Origin of the sequence: Numidum massiliense (assembly GCF_001375555.1) — a bacterium.
GTDB lineage: Bacteria > Bacillota > Bacilli > Thermoactinomycetales > Novibacillaceae > Numidum > Numidum massiliense.
Genome location: NZ_CTDZ01000009.1, coordinates 669,927 through 683,387, shown reverse-complemented (window position 1 = coordinate 683,387; position 13,461 = coordinate 669,927). Strand labels below are relative to the sequence as shown.

Annotated in this window: 25 protein-coding genes; 2 read left to right on the top strand and 23 right to left on the bottom strand. The window is 54.7% G+C overall.

The features are described 5' to 3' along the window. Nucleotides 1-35: 35 nt before the first annotated feature. Nucleotides 36-167: a hypothetical protein gene (locus tag BN1247_RS18350; RefSeq protein ID WP_261796022.1), complete on the bottom strand. Its 132-nt coding sequence runs from the start codon at nt 165-167 to the stop codon at nt 36-38. Between the two features lie 283 nt (nt 168-450). Further along, a complete protein-coding gene (locus BN1247_RS18100) occupies nt 451-612 on the bottom strand; it encodes a hypothetical protein (protein ID WP_222705235.1) in 162 nt (53 codons plus the stop codon). Between the two features lie 172 nt (nt 613-784). On the opposite strand from BN1247_RS18100, the gene BN1247_RS03855 reads away from it, so the two are divergent. Together BN1247_RS03855 and BN1247_RS03850 are read left to right on the top strand one after the other, a co-directional pair. Beyond that, a complete protein-coding gene (locus BN1247_RS03855; RefSeq protein ID WP_315969587.1) occupies nt 785-1,219 on the top strand; it encodes a helix-turn-helix domain-containing protein in 435 nt (144 codons plus the stop codon). A 201-nt stretch (nt 1,220-1,420) separates the two neighbouring features. Continuing rightward, entirely contained in the window at nt 1,421-1,699 is a 279-nt protein-coding gene (locus tag BN1247_RS03850; protein WP_054949214.1) for a GIY-YIG nuclease family protein, read from the top strand. A gap of 448 nt (nt 1,700-2,147) precedes the next feature. Here the strand turns inward: BN1247_RS03850 and BN1247_RS03840 are convergent, their stop codons facing one another. From BN1247_RS03840 to BN1247_RS03750, 21 genes are all read right to left on the bottom strand, one after another. Beyond that, the gene (locus BN1247_RS03840; RefSeq protein ID WP_147675174.1) at nt 2,148-2,849 is read right to left on the bottom strand and encodes a hypothetical protein; all 702 of its coding nucleotides are present in this window, start codon (nt 2,847-2,849) and stop codon (nt 2,148-2,150) included. Then, nucleotides 2,807-3,439, bottom strand: coding sequence for a hypothetical protein (locus BN1247_RS03835; protein WP_147675173.1), 633 nt, complete (start codon nt 3,437-3,439; stop codon nt 2,807-2,809). The genes BN1247_RS03840 and BN1247_RS03835 overlap by 43 nt, the downstream gene beginning before the upstream one ends. Beyond that, nucleotides 3,393-3,827 carry a hypothetical protein gene (locus BN1247_RS03830; RefSeq protein ID WP_187119717.1) on the bottom strand — a complete coding sequence of 145 codons (435 nt, stop codon included), beginning with the start codon at nt 3,825-3,827 and terminating at the stop codon, nt 3,393-3,395. Before BN1247_RS03830 ends, BN1247_RS03835 begins: the two co-directional genes overlap by 47 nt. Beyond that, entirely contained in the window at nt 3,791-4,207 is a 417-nt protein-coding gene (locus tag BN1247_RS03825; protein ID WP_054949209.1) for a hypothetical protein, read from the bottom strand. The genes BN1247_RS03830 and BN1247_RS03825 overlap by 37 nt, the downstream gene beginning before the upstream one ends. After that, nucleotides 4,194-4,538: a hypothetical protein gene (locus tag BN1247_RS03820; protein ID WP_054949208.1), complete on the bottom strand. Its 345-nt coding sequence runs from the start codon at nt 4,536-4,538 to the stop codon at nt 4,194-4,196. Before BN1247_RS03820 ends, BN1247_RS03825 begins: the two co-directional genes overlap by 14 nt. Next, nucleotides 4,525-4,914 carry a hypothetical protein gene (locus BN1247_RS03815; protein WP_054949207.1) on the bottom strand — a complete coding sequence of 130 codons (390 nt, stop codon included), beginning with the start codon at nt 4,912-4,914 and terminating at the stop codon, nt 4,525-4,527. Before BN1247_RS03815 ends, BN1247_RS03820 begins: the two co-directional genes overlap by 14 nt. Nucleotides 4,915-5,144: 230 nt before the next feature. Then, nucleotides 5,145-5,528 carry a cysteine-rich VLP protein gene (locus tag BN1247_RS03810; protein ID WP_054949206.1) on the bottom strand — a complete coding sequence of 128 codons (384 nt, stop codon included), beginning with the start codon at nt 5,526-5,528 and terminating at the stop codon, nt 5,145-5,147. Next, nucleotides 5,515-5,667 carry a hypothetical protein gene (locus BN1247_RS17590; protein WP_157360846.1) on the bottom strand — a complete coding sequence of 51 codons (153 nt, stop codon included), beginning with the start codon at nt 5,665-5,667 and terminating at the stop codon, nt 5,515-5,517. The genes BN1247_RS03810 and BN1247_RS17590 overlap by 14 nt, the downstream gene beginning before the upstream one ends. Further along, a complete protein-coding gene (locus BN1247_RS03805; protein ID WP_054949205.1) occupies nt 5,660-6,253 on the bottom strand; it encodes a hypothetical protein in 594 nt (197 codons plus the stop codon). The genes BN1247_RS17590 and BN1247_RS03805 overlap by 8 nt, the downstream gene beginning before the upstream one ends. A 29-nt stretch (nt 6,254-6,282) precedes the next feature. Then, complete coding sequence (locus tag BN1247_RS03800; protein ID WP_054949204.1) at nt 6,283-6,621, bottom strand: hypothetical protein; 339 nt, start codon at nt 6,619-6,621, stop codon at nt 6,283-6,285. Further along, entirely contained in the window at nt 6,622-6,858 is a 237-nt protein-coding gene (locus tag BN1247_RS03795) for a helix-turn-helix domain-containing protein (RefSeq protein ID WP_054949203.1), read from the bottom strand. A 1,199-nt stretch (nt 6,859-8,057) separates the two neighbouring features. Beyond that, nucleotides 8,058-9,296 carry a hypothetical protein gene (locus tag BN1247_RS03780; RefSeq protein ID WP_054949200.1) on the bottom strand — a complete coding sequence of 413 codons (1,239 nt, stop codon included), beginning with the start codon at nt 9,294-9,296 and terminating at the stop codon, nt 8,058-8,060. A gap of 321 nt (nt 9,297-9,617) precedes the next feature. After that, nucleotides 9,618-9,875 (bottom strand): hypothetical protein, encoded by a 258-nt coding sequence (locus tag BN1247_RS17925; protein ID WP_187119715.1) that lies wholly within the window; start codon nt 9,873-9,875, stop codon nt 9,618-9,620. Beyond that, nucleotides 9,829-10,353 carry a hypothetical protein gene (locus BN1247_RS03775; RefSeq protein WP_054949199.1) on the bottom strand — a complete coding sequence of 175 codons (525 nt, stop codon included), beginning with the start codon at nt 10,351-10,353 and terminating at the stop codon, nt 9,829-9,831. Before BN1247_RS03775 ends, BN1247_RS17925 begins: the two co-directional genes overlap by 47 nt. Before the next feature lie 32 nt (nt 10,354-10,385). After that, entirely contained in the window at nt 10,386-10,586 is a 201-nt protein-coding gene (locus BN1247_RS03770) for a helix-turn-helix transcriptional regulator (protein ID WP_054949198.1), read from the bottom strand. 97 nt (nt 10,587-10,683) lie between these two features. After that, nucleotides 10,684-11,733, bottom strand: a complete 1,050-nt coding sequence (locus BN1247_RS03765) for a hypothetical protein (RefSeq protein WP_054949197.1) — start codon at nt 11,731-11,733, stop codon at nt 10,684-10,686. A 27-nt stretch (nt 11,734-11,760) separates the two neighbouring features. After that, nucleotides 11,761-11,913, bottom strand: a complete 153-nt coding sequence (locus BN1247_RS17585; RefSeq protein ID WP_157360845.1) for a hypothetical protein — start codon at nt 11,911-11,913, stop codon at nt 11,761-11,763. 193 nt (nt 11,914-12,106) lie between these two features. Further along, on the bottom strand, nt 12,107-12,469 hold the full coding sequence (locus BN1247_RS03760) for a hypothetical protein (RefSeq protein ID WP_187119714.1): 363 nt from the start codon (nt 12,467-12,469) through the stop codon (nt 12,107-12,109). After that, nucleotides 12,400-12,735, bottom strand: a complete 336-nt coding sequence (locus BN1247_RS16995) for a helix-turn-helix domain-containing protein (RefSeq protein ID WP_074011041.1) — start codon at nt 12,733-12,735, stop codon at nt 12,400-12,402. Before BN1247_RS16995 ends, BN1247_RS03760 begins: the two co-directional genes overlap by 70 nt. After that, the gene (locus tag BN1247_RS03755) at nt 12,732-13,037 is read right to left on the bottom strand and encodes a hypothetical protein (RefSeq protein ID WP_054949195.1); all 306 of its coding nucleotides are present in this window, start codon (nt 13,035-13,037) and stop codon (nt 12,732-12,734) included. The genes BN1247_RS16995 and BN1247_RS03755 overlap by 4 nt, the downstream gene beginning before the upstream one ends. A gap of 104 nt (nt 13,038-13,141) precedes the next feature. Further along, nucleotides 13,142-13,345, bottom strand: coding sequence for a hypothetical protein (locus tag BN1247_RS03750; protein ID WP_054949194.1), 204 nt, complete (start codon nt 13,343-13,345; stop codon nt 13,142-13,144). Nucleotides 13,346-13,461: the final 116 nt, after the last annotated feature.

Genomic DNA, 13,461 nt, shown 5'->3' with positions numbered 1-13,461 from the left:
TAACTCGTTCTATATCGTGTTCGACTGACCTTTCCCTAAAGAGAGCCTGTCCAATAACCTGTCGCTTTTGCCAACATAAGCCACCCCCGATCGCCAAAAAACACGAGCCCAACATTTAGGGCGCCGTACGTCAACGCCAACGCCAGCGACGGTAGCATCGACGTCACCAACCCGCCCCCCCGATAAACGGGCTAGTAAACGGCGAGCGCAACGCATACCCGGTCCCGCTTCCGTCTTCATCTCCGGATCGACGGTGCGTAGTCGCATCAATCCGGCCATAGCCACATCGGTTAATGAGCCGTAATTTACGATAGCGCTTTCAAGTCAATGCCGGGCAAATAACCGCGGACCCGCCCAAAACACGTACCATACTATGAGCACCGTCGTCACGACCAAAAAAAAGTAGCGGTACAGCGTGGGCGACGACCGGCACCTTACACGACTGGCACCTTAGAATGGCACCTTAATTGAAGCGATCGCCCCGACGATGAGAGATTCGAGCGCCAACCGTTGGATGCGTTGGAACGTCTCACGATCTACCGCTTTAGCCCAGCTAAGTCCGTTCGCGAGCTGCACAATTAAAACATCGCCAGTGGAAACAGCGGCATTCACAGCTTCATATTGACACTAAACTTTTCACAAACTGCATAAATCCCCTCTAACGTGTCGTTATGAAGATTATTTAATAAATAGTATACGAGTCGATACGACGCATGTCAATATATATTAGTCATTTCGACGCATTTTATTAAACGATTCAATTTGAGGCTTTATAATACACTTAATGATACTTATTGAGGTGCAGGCGATGTTTAGAAACCGACTAACGCAATTGAGGAAAAAAACAAAGCTTACACAAGAAGATATCGCAAATGAACTAGGGATTCACCGAGGCACATATTCCAATTATGAGGCAGGCAATCGCGAGCCAGATTACGGTACCTTAATGAAATTAGCCGACTTATTTGACGTAACGACCGACTTTTTACTCGGTCGAACGGAATCGCCAGCACCAATGGTCGTCGTGGAAGACCGGAACACATACGTGACAAGCGATGAATTTATCTTACTAGAAAAAGTGAAGAAACACCCCGAGTATGCAGAGATGTTACATAGCATTGCCCAAGATTCGGAGCGCAACATCAATACGTTAATGAAGTTGTGGGAGGTTATACGCGAACATTGCAACGGGGAAGGTGGGAATGATGGCGAACAATAAATAATCCGTTCAAAGTGCACTAACCTTTCAACCGAGACGTCTATGTTGGGTTCCGTAAACACTAGACTGATACTGGAAAAAAAGTGTCTGAGACCGATAGTTTAAAAACTTATAACAATTAGAAATGGGTTTTCTTGTTTCATTTTTAATCAACTTGATGAGTCTCTTGCTACTACTCCTGTTATAAAGTGGGGGGTACTAATGAAGGTTATTTACAAAATCACCTATCCAAATGGAAAGATCTATATAGGTAAAGATTTGACAGATAGTATTAACTACTTCGGTAGCGCTAGTAGTGCATTAATTGAGAAAGACTTTTCACGGGAAGAACGAAGAGACTTTACGGTTCGAAAGGAAATATTGTGGGAGTCAGATGATGCATCTGATCAGGAAGTCAATCGGAAAGAAGTCGAATATATAAGACGCTTTAATTCAAACGATCCAAAGGTTGGCTATAACCAATGGCCGAAATTTAGGTAAAATTTACATATAATATTAAACTTCTTTCGACAAGAATAATTGTTTTGCTTACAACGTTTTGACGGTACGCCTTCCTATCTAATGTCTGTGCGGTACGCCTTCCTACGATGTTTTACCGCACGAAAACGTGGGGCATTACTTTGCGAAATCTAGGAGCGCCACACTGTCGAAAAATGTCTCTAAACAGTCCAACGCCCATAAATGCATAAAAGACGCGGCAAAGTCCGCGTCTTTTGCGTGTGGTGGGCGGTAGAAGGATCGAACTTCCGACCTCCACCGTGTCAAGGCCTCCGCGGTATGTGTACGCTGTGTGCGCGTTTGTCCTTCGGCTGTCCTACCGTCTGTCCTATGTAGTATACCGTAGGTAGCGCCACTCCGCAAGAAAAAATTAGGCGCGGCCGCTGTTAAGCCACCACGCCGCCAATCCAGCATTGACTTGTCGCGCCGCCTAGCCCCGTTCCTTGCCTTCTTCGACGGATCGCCGCTCAATCACGCCGCGATTGTATGCGCGGTCGATCTCGACCTCACTTACGCCGTAAATTTGCCGGTCTCCGAGCCTATAGAACGGGTACAACGGTTGTATGTGGATGCGTTGCAGGTCGCCCGTCCAGCCTACCTGTCGCCCCGTGCCGTAGTAAATCTCTTGCGCCTCTTCGCCTAAGTCGTGGTAATCGGCCAGCGCGTTCAGGTACGCCAGCTTTGCGTCGGCCACCGCTTGCGCCGCTTTCGGCTGCTTTTTTGCGTAGTATTCCGCCGCCTCAGCCCGCGCCTTGTCGATTGCCTGCTGCGCCAGCGCCTCCTTGCGGGCGTCATTGAAACCGAACGCCCGCTTTTTACGCTCCTGCGCGCCCTGTAAGCGCAATTCCAGGTCGAATACCGCCTTACGCGCCTCAAGCTCGGCCTTTTCGTTCGCGGCCGTCGGATCTTCTAACGTCGCGTCAATCGCCTGCTCCAGTTTGTGCTTGGCCGCGGCAAGTTCCGCTGTCAGCTCGTCCACCTGCGTGGCTGCGCGGCTGCTGCGCTCGTCGCTCGCTTTGTCTTCGCTCTCGTATGCGTCCATTAGGCGTTGCAATTCGCTGGAAATTTTCATAGTTAATCGTCTCCTCGTTATTTTATTAGTTTTCGCGGGTTCACAATTGCGTCGCGGCACAGCTGCCAACGGCCTTTAAGCGTGCGGTAGTGCTCCAGCGCGTCCAGCGCCTCGTCAGCCGCCGTCGCCTCGCCGGGCTGTAAGTCGTCCTCGTTGGACATTGCCGCAAGGTCGCAGCTAGTAAACCGCTTGGTCAGCCGCGTGGTGGTGCGGCTCAGGGTCGCATATGTTGGCGGCTCTAGCCCGCCCAGCTCATAGCCAATCGCGTCAATTAAGCTGTGGTCGAGCACGACCGTTAGCTGAATGATGCCGCCCAGCCGCGCCGCGTGCCGTAATGCCCGCTGCAGGGCGACATGTGCGGTGTAGTTTTCGTCAAAGCGCCGCCTGCCCGCGGTCACAAACACGCCCCGCGCCTGCTCGCCTTTGTAATTCGTAATGCAGTAGGCGTAAGCCCCGCGCTTGTCGTCGGCGGCGGTCGCAAGGTGCAGTGAATACCTCATTCGCCATCGCCTGCGCCTTCCTGCTGCGCCAGCGCCTGTATGCGGGCGGCCAGCGTCATAACCTTCGCGAAGTCCTTCCGGCGCAAGGTGTAAGAGTGCTCTTTTATGCCCACCTGTTGTTTGATAAGAGAGACGTAATACCCTCCGCAAAGCCCTGGCGGCTGGCGCGCCCGCCGGCCTCGCGCCGCTCCGCCAGCTCTTTGTTAAACGCCTCCTGCTGCGCCCGTAGCTGTGCCAGCGACATGCTCGCGTACGGATCAGCCGGCTTGGCCGCCTCGTAGTCGCCATACTTGATTTCCGTTGCGGCTTCGATCAGCCGCTTTCTGGCGTGGGCATACTCGCTGTCGGTCACGTCGCGATACGGCCGCGGTGTCTGCTTGTACCGCGTGATAACCTCCTTGCAGTCGAGTACCTCGCGATCGAGTGCCGCCCGTTGCGTCGTCCAGTCGTTGTTGCCTTTGTTTTTCGTCATGCTATCGTCTCCTTCGCAATTTTTGTTCGTCACACGTCCGATATAATGTTTGTTTGCCGCTCGCACGCGTCTTGTGCAAGCGCCCACGCGTCACCTTGCAGCGTTTTTGCCCTATAAAACACCGCGTCTATGTCGGGCTTGTGCAGCTTCATCGCCGCGGAAAGCTCCCGCGCTTTTAGGAAGTGCCGGTTCTGCGCGACGAATATAATAAGCTTGGTGTCGTCGTCCACGGCGTCCATCACGCGTTTACACGCAAAATGCAGCACCTGCCGCGTAGACGTTATTTGCTCATCGTCAATCCATAGCGACAATACGCGGTAAACTTCGCCCTCCCGCAGCAGCTCAACGCCAACCCCGAAGCCGTTTTGCTCGTGCCGCATGACAACCACCTTTGCCCGCGTCACTTGCGACTCGGGTCGTCGTGCATGATCTTTACTCTCCTCCATTCTCCCGCGCCTCCTTCGCCCCTTGTCGCAGTTCCTCCGCAAACGCCAGCGCGCCGGTCTGGTCGATTGTGCGCTCGTTGCCGTCCGCGTCTACTTCGATCTGTCCAAGCACGTTGCAGTTTAGCGTGATCTGTCGCGCGTTGAATTCGTCAAGCAGCCAGTCACGCGTCAGCTGCCAGCAGTCAAGCGCGCAGTCGTACAGTGGGTACGGCTCGTGTTCTTCCGTATGCCGGAAGGTTTTGCCACCCGATTCAACGACCGTCAGCACGTACGTCTTGCCGTGCGTGCCTACATACGCATGTTGTACGACGTGAAATTTAGGCCTCGCCATCATTCGCCGCCTCCCCTCGCGCCTCTTCGTCCGCTTCCGCCTCCAACTTCGCCCGGAGTTCATCGGTTGGTTTCAAGTCGCGCGGTATGCCTGTTGCGTCTATGTCGTCCCCATTTAACACCGCCGGCACCTCCCCGTTTTCTTTCGCCCACTTCCGCAGTCGGTTAAACGCAATTCGCCGCGCGGTAGTGGATTTCCGACTGCGCACCGCCAGCCGCGTTGTTCGGCTGTGCACTTTGTCCGCGTCGATGTCGTAGAGTATCACCGTCGTGCGCGCCACGCCGGCTGAAAACGTAACTGTACGCTCGTAGGCGCTAAACAGGCGCGTTGGCTGCGGGCGTGCTTCTTCCGTCGCCTCTCCTTCAGGTTTTCCCATCATTTCCGCCTCCCCTTCCGATTGCGGCCGATTATACGACGCTGTGAGGCGTTTTTAGCAGGCGCCTAAGGTGTTTGTACCTGCCGCGAACAAGTCGCCTCACAGGCGCATTTACAGCGTAACGGTTTAGAACGCCAAAAACGCCTTTTAGGTAGTAACATAGCCACCACCAAAATTAAGGCGCGAAAACCATTGATACATAAGGCTTTATTTTTCCTAAACCGTTACATTTACCGTGTCGTTTTGCGTTGTCGTTGCCGGTAGTCGCGTACACGTAGCTTCGTCCGATCTTTCGCCGCCCCGTCGCGGCAGCTTTCGCAATACTTCTGCCGGTTGCTACGCCGTGCGTATGCTGCCCCGCAGTTGGCGCAGGTGCCCGCGTTGCCCATGCCGTCGTCGTGCCCGATGACTGAACGGCGGTAAATTTCGTTTAGTCGCGGGTTAATGGGCAACACAGCGCGCTCGAAATACGCACAGCGGCCGCCCTCGTCGCGAAAATAGGCGCAAGTACAACCTTCGCCCTTCTCCAGTAAGCACTCGTCGCGTGTGTCCAAGTCAAAGCATGCACAGTACAGGCGGGCGTGACGTCGCAGCTCACGGTTAAGCTTCGACATGCTGCGCCACCGCCTGCTCGTCGGCGTGCGCCTGTGCTGCGCGTTCTCCCGCAACAATGCCGCGAGCTTCCGCAATTAGCCACATGCAATCCCGCAGGATCTCTTTTGCTTCCGCAATGTTCCGGTCTAATTTATCCATGGGCAGCCACCGCCCCCGCCGCCTGTGCCGCGAGAAATTCCTCTACCTCTTCCTGCAATTCAAGGAACCGTTGTATAAGCTCGCGTAACTCTCGCTCATGCTCGGGCACGCCGCGCTTGTTTTGCGCCTGCATTATCGGCGTCGCCCAGCGGCAGTTTTCCGGCGTGTAGTTGCCGTCGTTGTCTACGCGGTCAATTGTAATTCGATGCTCGCCAAGCGCTTCCGCTTGCCGCAGGTACTCAGCGTACATGTCGTCGCGGAAATTCTCGAAGGTGTGCCAGCGGTCGCACACGGCAATACCGCGCCCGCCGTAGTCGGGATATGCCGCTATATTTTCGTTATTGCAACGTTGAAGCATGTCCTGCCAAATTTTATAAAAGCGCGTGCCTGACATGCCGTGTGTTGTCGTCTTTTCCGACCGCAGGCAGCCGCATGACCCCGATTTTCCAGCCGTCAAGTCCGCAGCGCGAACCAATCGCACCGTGCCGCACTCACATTTACAGCGCACCTTCGCCACATCGTCCTGTTCCGCCGCAATAACCGTCCAGCGTCCAAATTTCTGCCCGATCATTTCCTGTTTGCTCATTCTCTCTCGCTCTCCTTCTCATTCTCGTGTTAGATTTTCGTTACCTCGCCGATAGTTACGCCCGCTTGCGCCAACCGCTCGCGGATCATCGTCAAAAGCGCCGTATTTGCGTTGCGGCCGCCGGTTAGCTCGTTCGCCATTGGCGCGCAGTTGGTCACTACGTCAATTTCCTCCACACCAAGCCGCGGCAGGTGGTTAATCGCCTTTCCCAACGCCTTGTATGCGGGAAAGACGGCGTTTGAATTCGCGAAGGTCGCGGTATGCTCGTACAGCACGCGGCCGTCACCGCCTGCCGCTACCGTCACCGCCGCATCGTACTTGCGGAAGCCGGTGGGCGTGAGCGTCACTTTCACGGTTGCGTCAGTCATTCAATCACCACCCCCGCGATAATACTGCTCCGCGAGCTTCACGCGGTGAATTGTGTCGAGAACGTCCGCCGACAAATCGAATGTGCTTGTTATTTTCGTGCGCGTTTCGTCGGTGATGCGCCGGCGGCCTGTCTCTATCGCCTGCACCGTCGACCAGCTAACGCCGATCTTCTCCGCGAACTCGCGCCGCGATAGGCCAAAGTGTGCACGTATCGCTTTTACGTCGGTTGGTGTCACTACAAACAGCCCCTTTCATAGTTTTCTGTGACAAGTTGGCAATAAAAAAAAGCCCCCGACCGGGCAAAAGCTGCCTAGGTCGGCGACAAATTTACGAAGGGAAAAGGTGGAGTTGAACACTCCGCGGCGGTGCTCAAGTTCTCGCCTTATCCCTCTACTAATTAGACTCACCTTCCGTTTTGTTTACCCACTTTTGCCACTCTCCTAAAATATTTTTCTAATCCCGCCTCTTTCCGCTCTTCCGTCGTCATATCGCGCAGGTTATACGCCTTAACCTGCTTTTCCTCCGGCGCCTCGCTGTGCCCTTTCCACGGTGTTTTATCGCTATTCCAGTACCCATCGGCGCGCCGCAAGTTCGGCCGCGCAATGCCCGCCGCGTCCGCCTCTATGTTTGTGTAATACGCCTCTTCTTCGGGCGTTGCCGCTTGCCACGACACGTACACGAACATTTGCCGCTCCATGCGTTCACGTGTTTTCGGGCTGTAGTTGTGCGCCGCGCCGTCGATCACTCTTAACCGCTTGCCCGACGCTAACGCTGCCGCCACGGCCGTCTCGTGCTTGCGCCTGCGGTCGCGAGCCAAGTGGCAAGCGTCGCCAAGGTAGTGGCACACGCTAGTACGGCCGTTGCGCGACAAGTCGTAAAACACGCGGCCGCATTCGGTGCATTCCTTCAGCTTGCGCGGGTGAAGCTTGACGGTGCGCCACGTTAGCGGCGCCGGCACAAGCTCGCGGTTGATGCCGTCGGCCAGCGTGTGGTCGAGCCACGCCCGCCNCGCTTGCCCGACGCTAACGCTGCCGCCACGGCCGTCTCGTGCTTGCGCCTGCGGTCGCGAGCCAAGTGGCAAGCGTCGCCAAGGTAGTGGCACACGCTAGTACGGCCGTTGCGCGACAAGTCGTAAAACACGCGGCCGCATTCGGTGCATTCCTTCAGCTTGCGCGGGTGAAGCTTGACGGTGCGCCACGTTAGCGGCGCCGGCACAAGCTCGCGGTTGATGCCGTCGGCCAGCGTGTGGTCGAGCCACGCCCGCCAGCCGCGCCGGTCGTTGCGTTGCCAGTCGGTGAGCTGCTCGCGGAAAGCTTCGACGCGGTAACGGTACATGTCGTATTCTAGCGCCTCTAAAATCACGTCATAGATGTATCGTTGTGTGTTTGCCTCTCTCATTCTCTCATTCCCCTTTTCCCTCGTTTTGTTTTGTCTCTTATATCTCGTATTTCGCCCACGCCTGTAACAACTCACGCATACGGCGAGACGGCAGGTAAAGCTTAATTGGCTCGCCTTTGCGAATGCGCGACCGCCACACCCACTGTAACAGGTCGGACACGGCCAGTAGCTCTTCATCGATGCGAACGCCGTTGTCTTGGAAAAAGCTGTTTATATTTGGATTAGCGTACCGGTTAAACACGTAAGCTATCGCCCAGCGGTCGGCGTAGTCGTTCGTGGCGCGCATGTTTAGCGGTATAACGATTTGCCGCTTGCCGGTGTCGTTCTTTCGTTTTGGCTCTTTGAAGCCTCGCGGTGCTATGTGCGGTTCTACCTCCTTCAGCGTCGAGTAGTAGACGTCACTGCGCTTGGCCTTCGCAACGTTGCGGAAGTAGTTGTACAAATTCTTATTTATTCGAACGTACGTTTCGCCGTCGGCTTTGCGCAGCCAAGTCGAGCTTAACGCGTTCTTGCGCTCGCCTACCTCATTTAACTTGCCTTCGTAAAGGTCGATCAGCCCCATCACCTCCGCGCGCTGCTCACGGCTTTCGTCGTAATCGGTCAGCTCGTACCGGCCATTGTCGCCTCGCTTAACCCCCTTGTATTCGTAGTCAAACTTAAATAGGTCGAAGTAATAGCGTTGCATTTGCCCGCGGAAAAGGTACGTCATGACGATAACCTTGTTAATCGCGCGGAACACACGCGGCGGGAACGCCCAAACTAAAAACTTGCCGCGGTAATAGAACAGGTTGCCGGCTTGCGCCAGTAGGCGAATGTCCTTATAGCGGCTGTCGTCGTGTGGATCTCCTACCCAATCGACGCGGTTATCTACAATGCGAATGTCGCCGCTGTTTTCTAGCTTCCTTATGTCGCTCGGCCGTACGTTGACGGGCTCGACGCAGTCCATGACTTCATCGAGTATGAGCGTATAGCCGCTGTCGGTCAGCAGCTCAATTAATTCGTCGTCCGCAGTCTGGAACAAGCTATGCGTAGTTGCGATATTTTCGCCGCGAACAATCAGGCCTTTGAGGCTCGTCATTTTGCTGCCGTCTTCGTTGGCGTTGTTGGGCTCGGTAAAGCTGCGGTTGGCCACGTGCTCGCGAATACGTTCGACCTCCGATAGAAACGGCGTGACGTAGATGAATTTTTCCAGCTGCATCGCCTCTTGCATGTACTGAATCGCCCATGACGTTTTGCCACTACCCATAATCGAATCAACAACCGTGATTTTTGTCATCAAAATTCCCCCTCGTTTTTGGTGCTACTCGACCGTATTTAGCACACGGCCGTGCTAAAATTTTTTAAAAAGCCTTATGTACCAATGGTTTTGGCGCCTCATCCTTAAAAGAAACTAGGGAGGTTTAGGCTTCGCCTGCAAGTCTGTAAACAGCCTTGCCATCATGCCTTTACTCGCGGTAATCTTTTGCGCAATAACTACCCGCGGAAAATAGATGTGATGGCAGGCGCAGCTTGCTGCGGCTGCGGGCGTTAGCCCTTGTCTTTGTCTTTAGTCGTAGTATAATCACCGGCTTTCAAAAGCCGCCGCTATACTACGTCACTATGCCATACCTGTATTCTTCGCGGAAAAGAAGGCTTTGCCGAAGTTAAAAGCGATAACCTCGGTCGAGTAGCCGAACGGCCGCCCTTCCGCGCCATACGTAGAAGTGTGCACAATTGCCCGCCGATCTCTCCGCGTGTTATGATTTAATTGGTGAATTGTGTGCAAGTTGCGAACGCGGCAGCCAGCCCCGCCAAGGAATAGGCCGCCGCTACGCTTCAAGTATCGCGCGCCGTTCTTCGGCCAGCGCTTGTTCAATGTCGGTCATTGTCTTAAAAAATCGTTTCATTTCCGCAAATAGGCGTATAAGCTCCTTGGATTTTGCTTTATACGGGTTACTAACAGACCTTTTCAACTCCTCGCAAGCCTTAAGCGCCTTGTCACAAATCCTTTCAGCCCGCCGTTCTATCTTTTTGCCTAATGATGCGCGGTTGCCCGTAATCCCGCGGGCGTAACCCGCCATTCTCTCCGCGAATTCCCAAATATTCAAGATGCCTGCCGCCAAGGATTGCGCCGCCCCCTTTGTCTTTTCTGCGTCCCCCTTTTCCCCTTGCGTGCTTATTTGGTCAACACTCATAACACAAAACGTGTAGTTACTTCCGATGCCCCACGCGCAGCTCATCACCGCGCTGAGCAACGCCACCGCGTCCACGTCCATTCCTTTACTCTCCGCAATTTCTGCTGTAAACCGTGCTTGCGTGAATAGTTGCTCCGCCTCTTTTAATGCCCATTCCATAAATACCGCTCCCCTTCGTTTTTTTGTTAGTTTTAAAACCGTTCCAAAAACGCCAACATTTCGTCGTCAACGTCGAACACTTCACGGAATCTCTGCCGCAGCCGGTCGGACATTGCCAGCCGCTCCGTCTCGATCTGTTGCACTGCGGCGCGGGATACCCCGAGCAGTTCCGCCGCTTCCTGCTGCGTAAGGCCGTGCAGGTGGCGAATCTTGCGTACAGTAGCGCCTTGCAAATGCATCACCTCCTTTCAATACGTCTATAGATAGATTGATAGTTTAGGGCAAATAAAAAGCTCCCATCACTAACTGTAAGCCCTGCAGAAGCTCAATTCACGCCTGAGCGGAAAAATCTCGCCATGCCGCCTTTCCCACCCCTATAACCGTACTATCGCGCAAAAGGTAGCCGCCTGCCGAAAAATAAGTGACGAAGCGCCGCCCACCCGCTACCCTCTCGGCGTTTATTAGCGCAACTAGCCGCGGTAAATACAACCTTCCGCCCCGCTGCGCACACTTCCCTATAATGCGTATACATAGGAGGACACGTTTTACAGCCCCCTTCACTATATAAGGGGTAACTAAACGGCCAAAATACGCATGGTGGTCACCAAAAGCGACACAATTAATTCGCTTTCTGAAAACCAAGCCCCGCCTTAAACTTAGTAAGCCCTCCATGTAGTTTTGGCGGCCGCGAATCCTTGCGTACGTCTTCGACAGTGCCGCGTCTAGCTCGTCACGTTCCGCCTCTGCCCCCGCTAACTTTCGCTGGACGTCCTGTGGTACCACCTCCTTTTCAACGACTCTCTCGACGATTTGCGGCTTGGCGGCTTGGCGCAGTTCTTGGACTTCGAATTCTTTTTCCTCTACGATTTGTTCCGCTAGCTCCGCGCGCTGTTCGGCGGCCTCTTTGTCGCTCTCCGCCCGTTTCGCCTCCGCCTCCAACTCCGCAATACGTTCGCGGTACTCCTTCAGCGTGTCGATCTCACCATCAAGTACCTCCGCTTTAGCTTGCGCTTTCGCAGGTGTGGATTCTGCGGAAGGCTTGGCCACTTCGTAGATGAGGTTGTTAGGAAGCTCCTCCACCCGCTCCTTTTCATCAACTTCGTTCAACTGTTGAACAAGGTTGTATCGATTGATGTAGTTATAAACGCTCGTCTTCTTAAACCCCAGTGACGTGTACCACTTCTCAAAAACCCCACTATACTTACTGCCCTGCCTCGCCAGCCTGTCACGCGCTTCCGCAAGTTCCCGGCCTAATTCCGTATACGCCTTCCCCACAATCTCACGCATATTCGCCTCTTTGCGTTGTAGAAAAAGCGTCGTTGCCGTGTCCAATTGCGAGTCGTCAAATTGCGCTGCATTTTGCGTCGTAATTTCGCCCATCTTTTCGTCCCCCTTCGTTGCTTCGCGTCAAAGCCAGTCGAGTATTTCCTTCAGCTCGTCGCCGGCTTGCGCAATGTCTTCCGCCGCGTCCCCCTCCGCCAGCTTTCGATCTGTTTCGCGCAACTCCCGCGACAGCTCCTCTTTTGCCCACGCAATGCCTATGACGATTCGCCCAGTCATTGGCAGACTTGATAGCCGCGCAACATAGCAACGCCAACAACGTCGAAAGGATGGGGGAACGATTCGTTCGGTAGGGGATACACACGCAACATAGCAACGCCAACAACCCCAACTGTCCGCGCCATTACTGCATTGACGCATAGTGCGGCCGCAGCTCAAATGTTGCAACGTCTGCACATTTACCGCGCCACACCTACGCCTTACCTGTCGTCGATCTTCCGCAGTTATTACGCAAGGGCGCCGGTATCTTCGCCCCTTTCCCCTCTTTCCGCGCCTGCTCGCGCTTTTTCGTTTCTGTGTACGCCTTGTTGATGGTGATGCGTCCAGACTTGACTTCGTTAAATAGTTTCGGTTCTTTGCGTTGGACGGCTTGGAGGTTGGCCATTGACGACTTTCCTATGCCGGCTTTTTCAGCTAGCTCTATGTGTGTGTGCTGTTTCTCCCGTTTTTCCAGCTCTGGAAAAACGGGCTTTTCATCCCCCCGTCTCAACCCCGCCAACTGCCTCTCCCTCGCCTCCTTCCGCAGTTGCTCGACCAGCTCCTCGAACTCCAGCACGATTGCCGCGCGCTGGCAGGGCGGGTTACACCGTCGCTGCCTTCTACTTCTGCAACTGTCGCACGTGAGACAGTTGCATTTTCACCGCCCACCCACCGCTTGACAGTTTGATGATGCACGCCAAGCCACTCTGCTATCTGTCGAAACGACCGCCCTTCCTGCCGCAACTCAACCGCCTTTGCAATCTTTTCCTCTCGGCTGATTTCGCGGGTTAGCGTGTTAATCTTGTGGGCGCCAGTTGCCGCCAGCGCCCCGCCTACAGTCATTCCGCGGCCAGCGCGCGCAACAACTCCACCGCGGTCATGTCCGGCAACTGCTCAAGCAAATCCGGCGCCACGCCGCGCACTTCGTCCAGCCGCGTGTTGCCGACGTATGTGTACACGCCCTCACGCCCTGTCGGCGCCACTCGGTCGGCAAACAGCGCGTAGCCGCCGCACTCTTGGTCAATTATTAGCGCCGTGTTATCGTCAAGCAGTACGCCGCGAACTGCCGACGTGGTCACCGTGCCGTCTACGTCCTCGATTTCGTACATCACCGTGATTGGCTGCAACTTCGTTTTTACCGTCATTTTGAAATTCCTCCTTGAGTTCTTTTAATTCCGCGCGAAGGTCGCGCAAGGTAAGCGCAAGGCACACCGCCCCGCTAATGCCACCGATTGTAAAGATGACCGCGTTAAGCATCGTGGCCGGCCGCCCCGTTGATGATTGCGTCACGTTCCGCCCGCAGCGGCTCGATCTTGGCGCGAATGGCGGCGCGCTCGGCTCGCGTTAGGTGTGGCGCGGCCGTGTGCTCGACGGCGATTTCGGTCAAGCGGGCTAGTGCTGCGTCGGGCAGTGCCGATAGTTTGCGGTGTAGTTCGATGTCGAAGTTGGACATTGTCGTTGCCTCCTCATTGTGCTAGAATGTGATAGCTGACATGTTGCCATGTCAACATCCTGACTTAACTGTATTTCATTCTACATGGTGAATGTCAGTATGTCAACATGTTGGGC

Coding starts and splice junctions, on each gene's coding strand:
- BN1247_RS03855 (WP_315969587.1), top strand. CDS start 785: ATGATACTTATTGAGGTGCAGGCGATGTTTAGAAACCGACTAACGCAA.
- BN1247_RS03850 (WP_054949214.1), top strand. CDS start 1,421: ATGAAGGTTATTTACAAAATCACCTATCCAAATGGAAAGATCTATATA.
- BN1247_RS03825 (WP_054949209.1), bottom strand. CDS start 4,207: ATGGAGGAGAGTAAAGATCATGCACGACGACCCGAGTCGCAAGTGACG.
- BN1247_RS03820 (WP_054949208.1), bottom strand. CDS start 4,538: ATGGCGAGGCCTAAATTTCACGTCGTACAACATGCGTATGTAGGCACG.
- BN1247_RS03815 (WP_054949207.1), bottom strand. CDS start 4,914: ATGGGAAAACCTGAAGGAGAGGCGACGGAAGAAGCACGCCCGCAGCCA.
- BN1247_RS03810 (WP_054949206.1), bottom strand. CDS start 5,528: ATGTCGAAGCTTAACCGTGAGCTGCGACGTCACGCCCGCCTGTACTGT.
- BN1247_RS17590 (WP_157360846.1), bottom strand. CDS start 5,667: ATGGATAAATTAGACCGGAACATTGCGGAAGCAAAAGAGATCCTGCGG.
- BN1247_RS03805 (WP_054949205.1), bottom strand. CDS start 6,253: ATGAGCAAACAGGAAATGATCGGGCAGAAATTTGGACGCTGGACGGTT.
- BN1247_RS03800 (WP_054949204.1), bottom strand. CDS start 6,621: ATGACTGACGCAACCGTGAAAGTGACGCTCACGCCCACCGGCTTCCGC.
- BN1247_RS03780 (WP_054949200.1), bottom strand. CDS start 9,296: ATGACAAAAATCACGGTTGTTGATTCGATTATGGGTAGTGGCAAAACG.
- BN1247_RS03775 (WP_054949199.1), bottom strand. CDS start 10,353: ATGGAATGGGCATTAAAAGAGGCGGAGCAACTATTCACGCAAGCACGG.
- BN1247_RS03765 (WP_054949197.1), bottom strand. CDS start 11,733: ATGGGCGAAATTACGACGCAAAATGCAGCGCAATTTGACGACTCGCAA.
- BN1247_RS17585 (WP_157360845.1), bottom strand. CDS start 11,913: ATGACTGGGCGAATCGTCATAGGCATTGCGTGGGCAAAAGAGGAGCTG.
- BN1247_RS16995 (WP_074011041.1), bottom strand. CDS start 12,735: ATGACTGTAGGCGGGGCGCTGGCGGCAACTGGCGCCCACAAGATTAAC.
- BN1247_RS03755 (WP_054949195.1), bottom strand. CDS start 13,037: ATGACGGTAAAAACGAAGTTGCAGCCAATCACGGTGATGTACGAAATC.
- BN1247_RS03750 (WP_054949194.1), bottom strand. CDS start 13,345: ATGTCCAACTTCGACATCGAACTACACCGCAAACTATCGGCACTGCCC.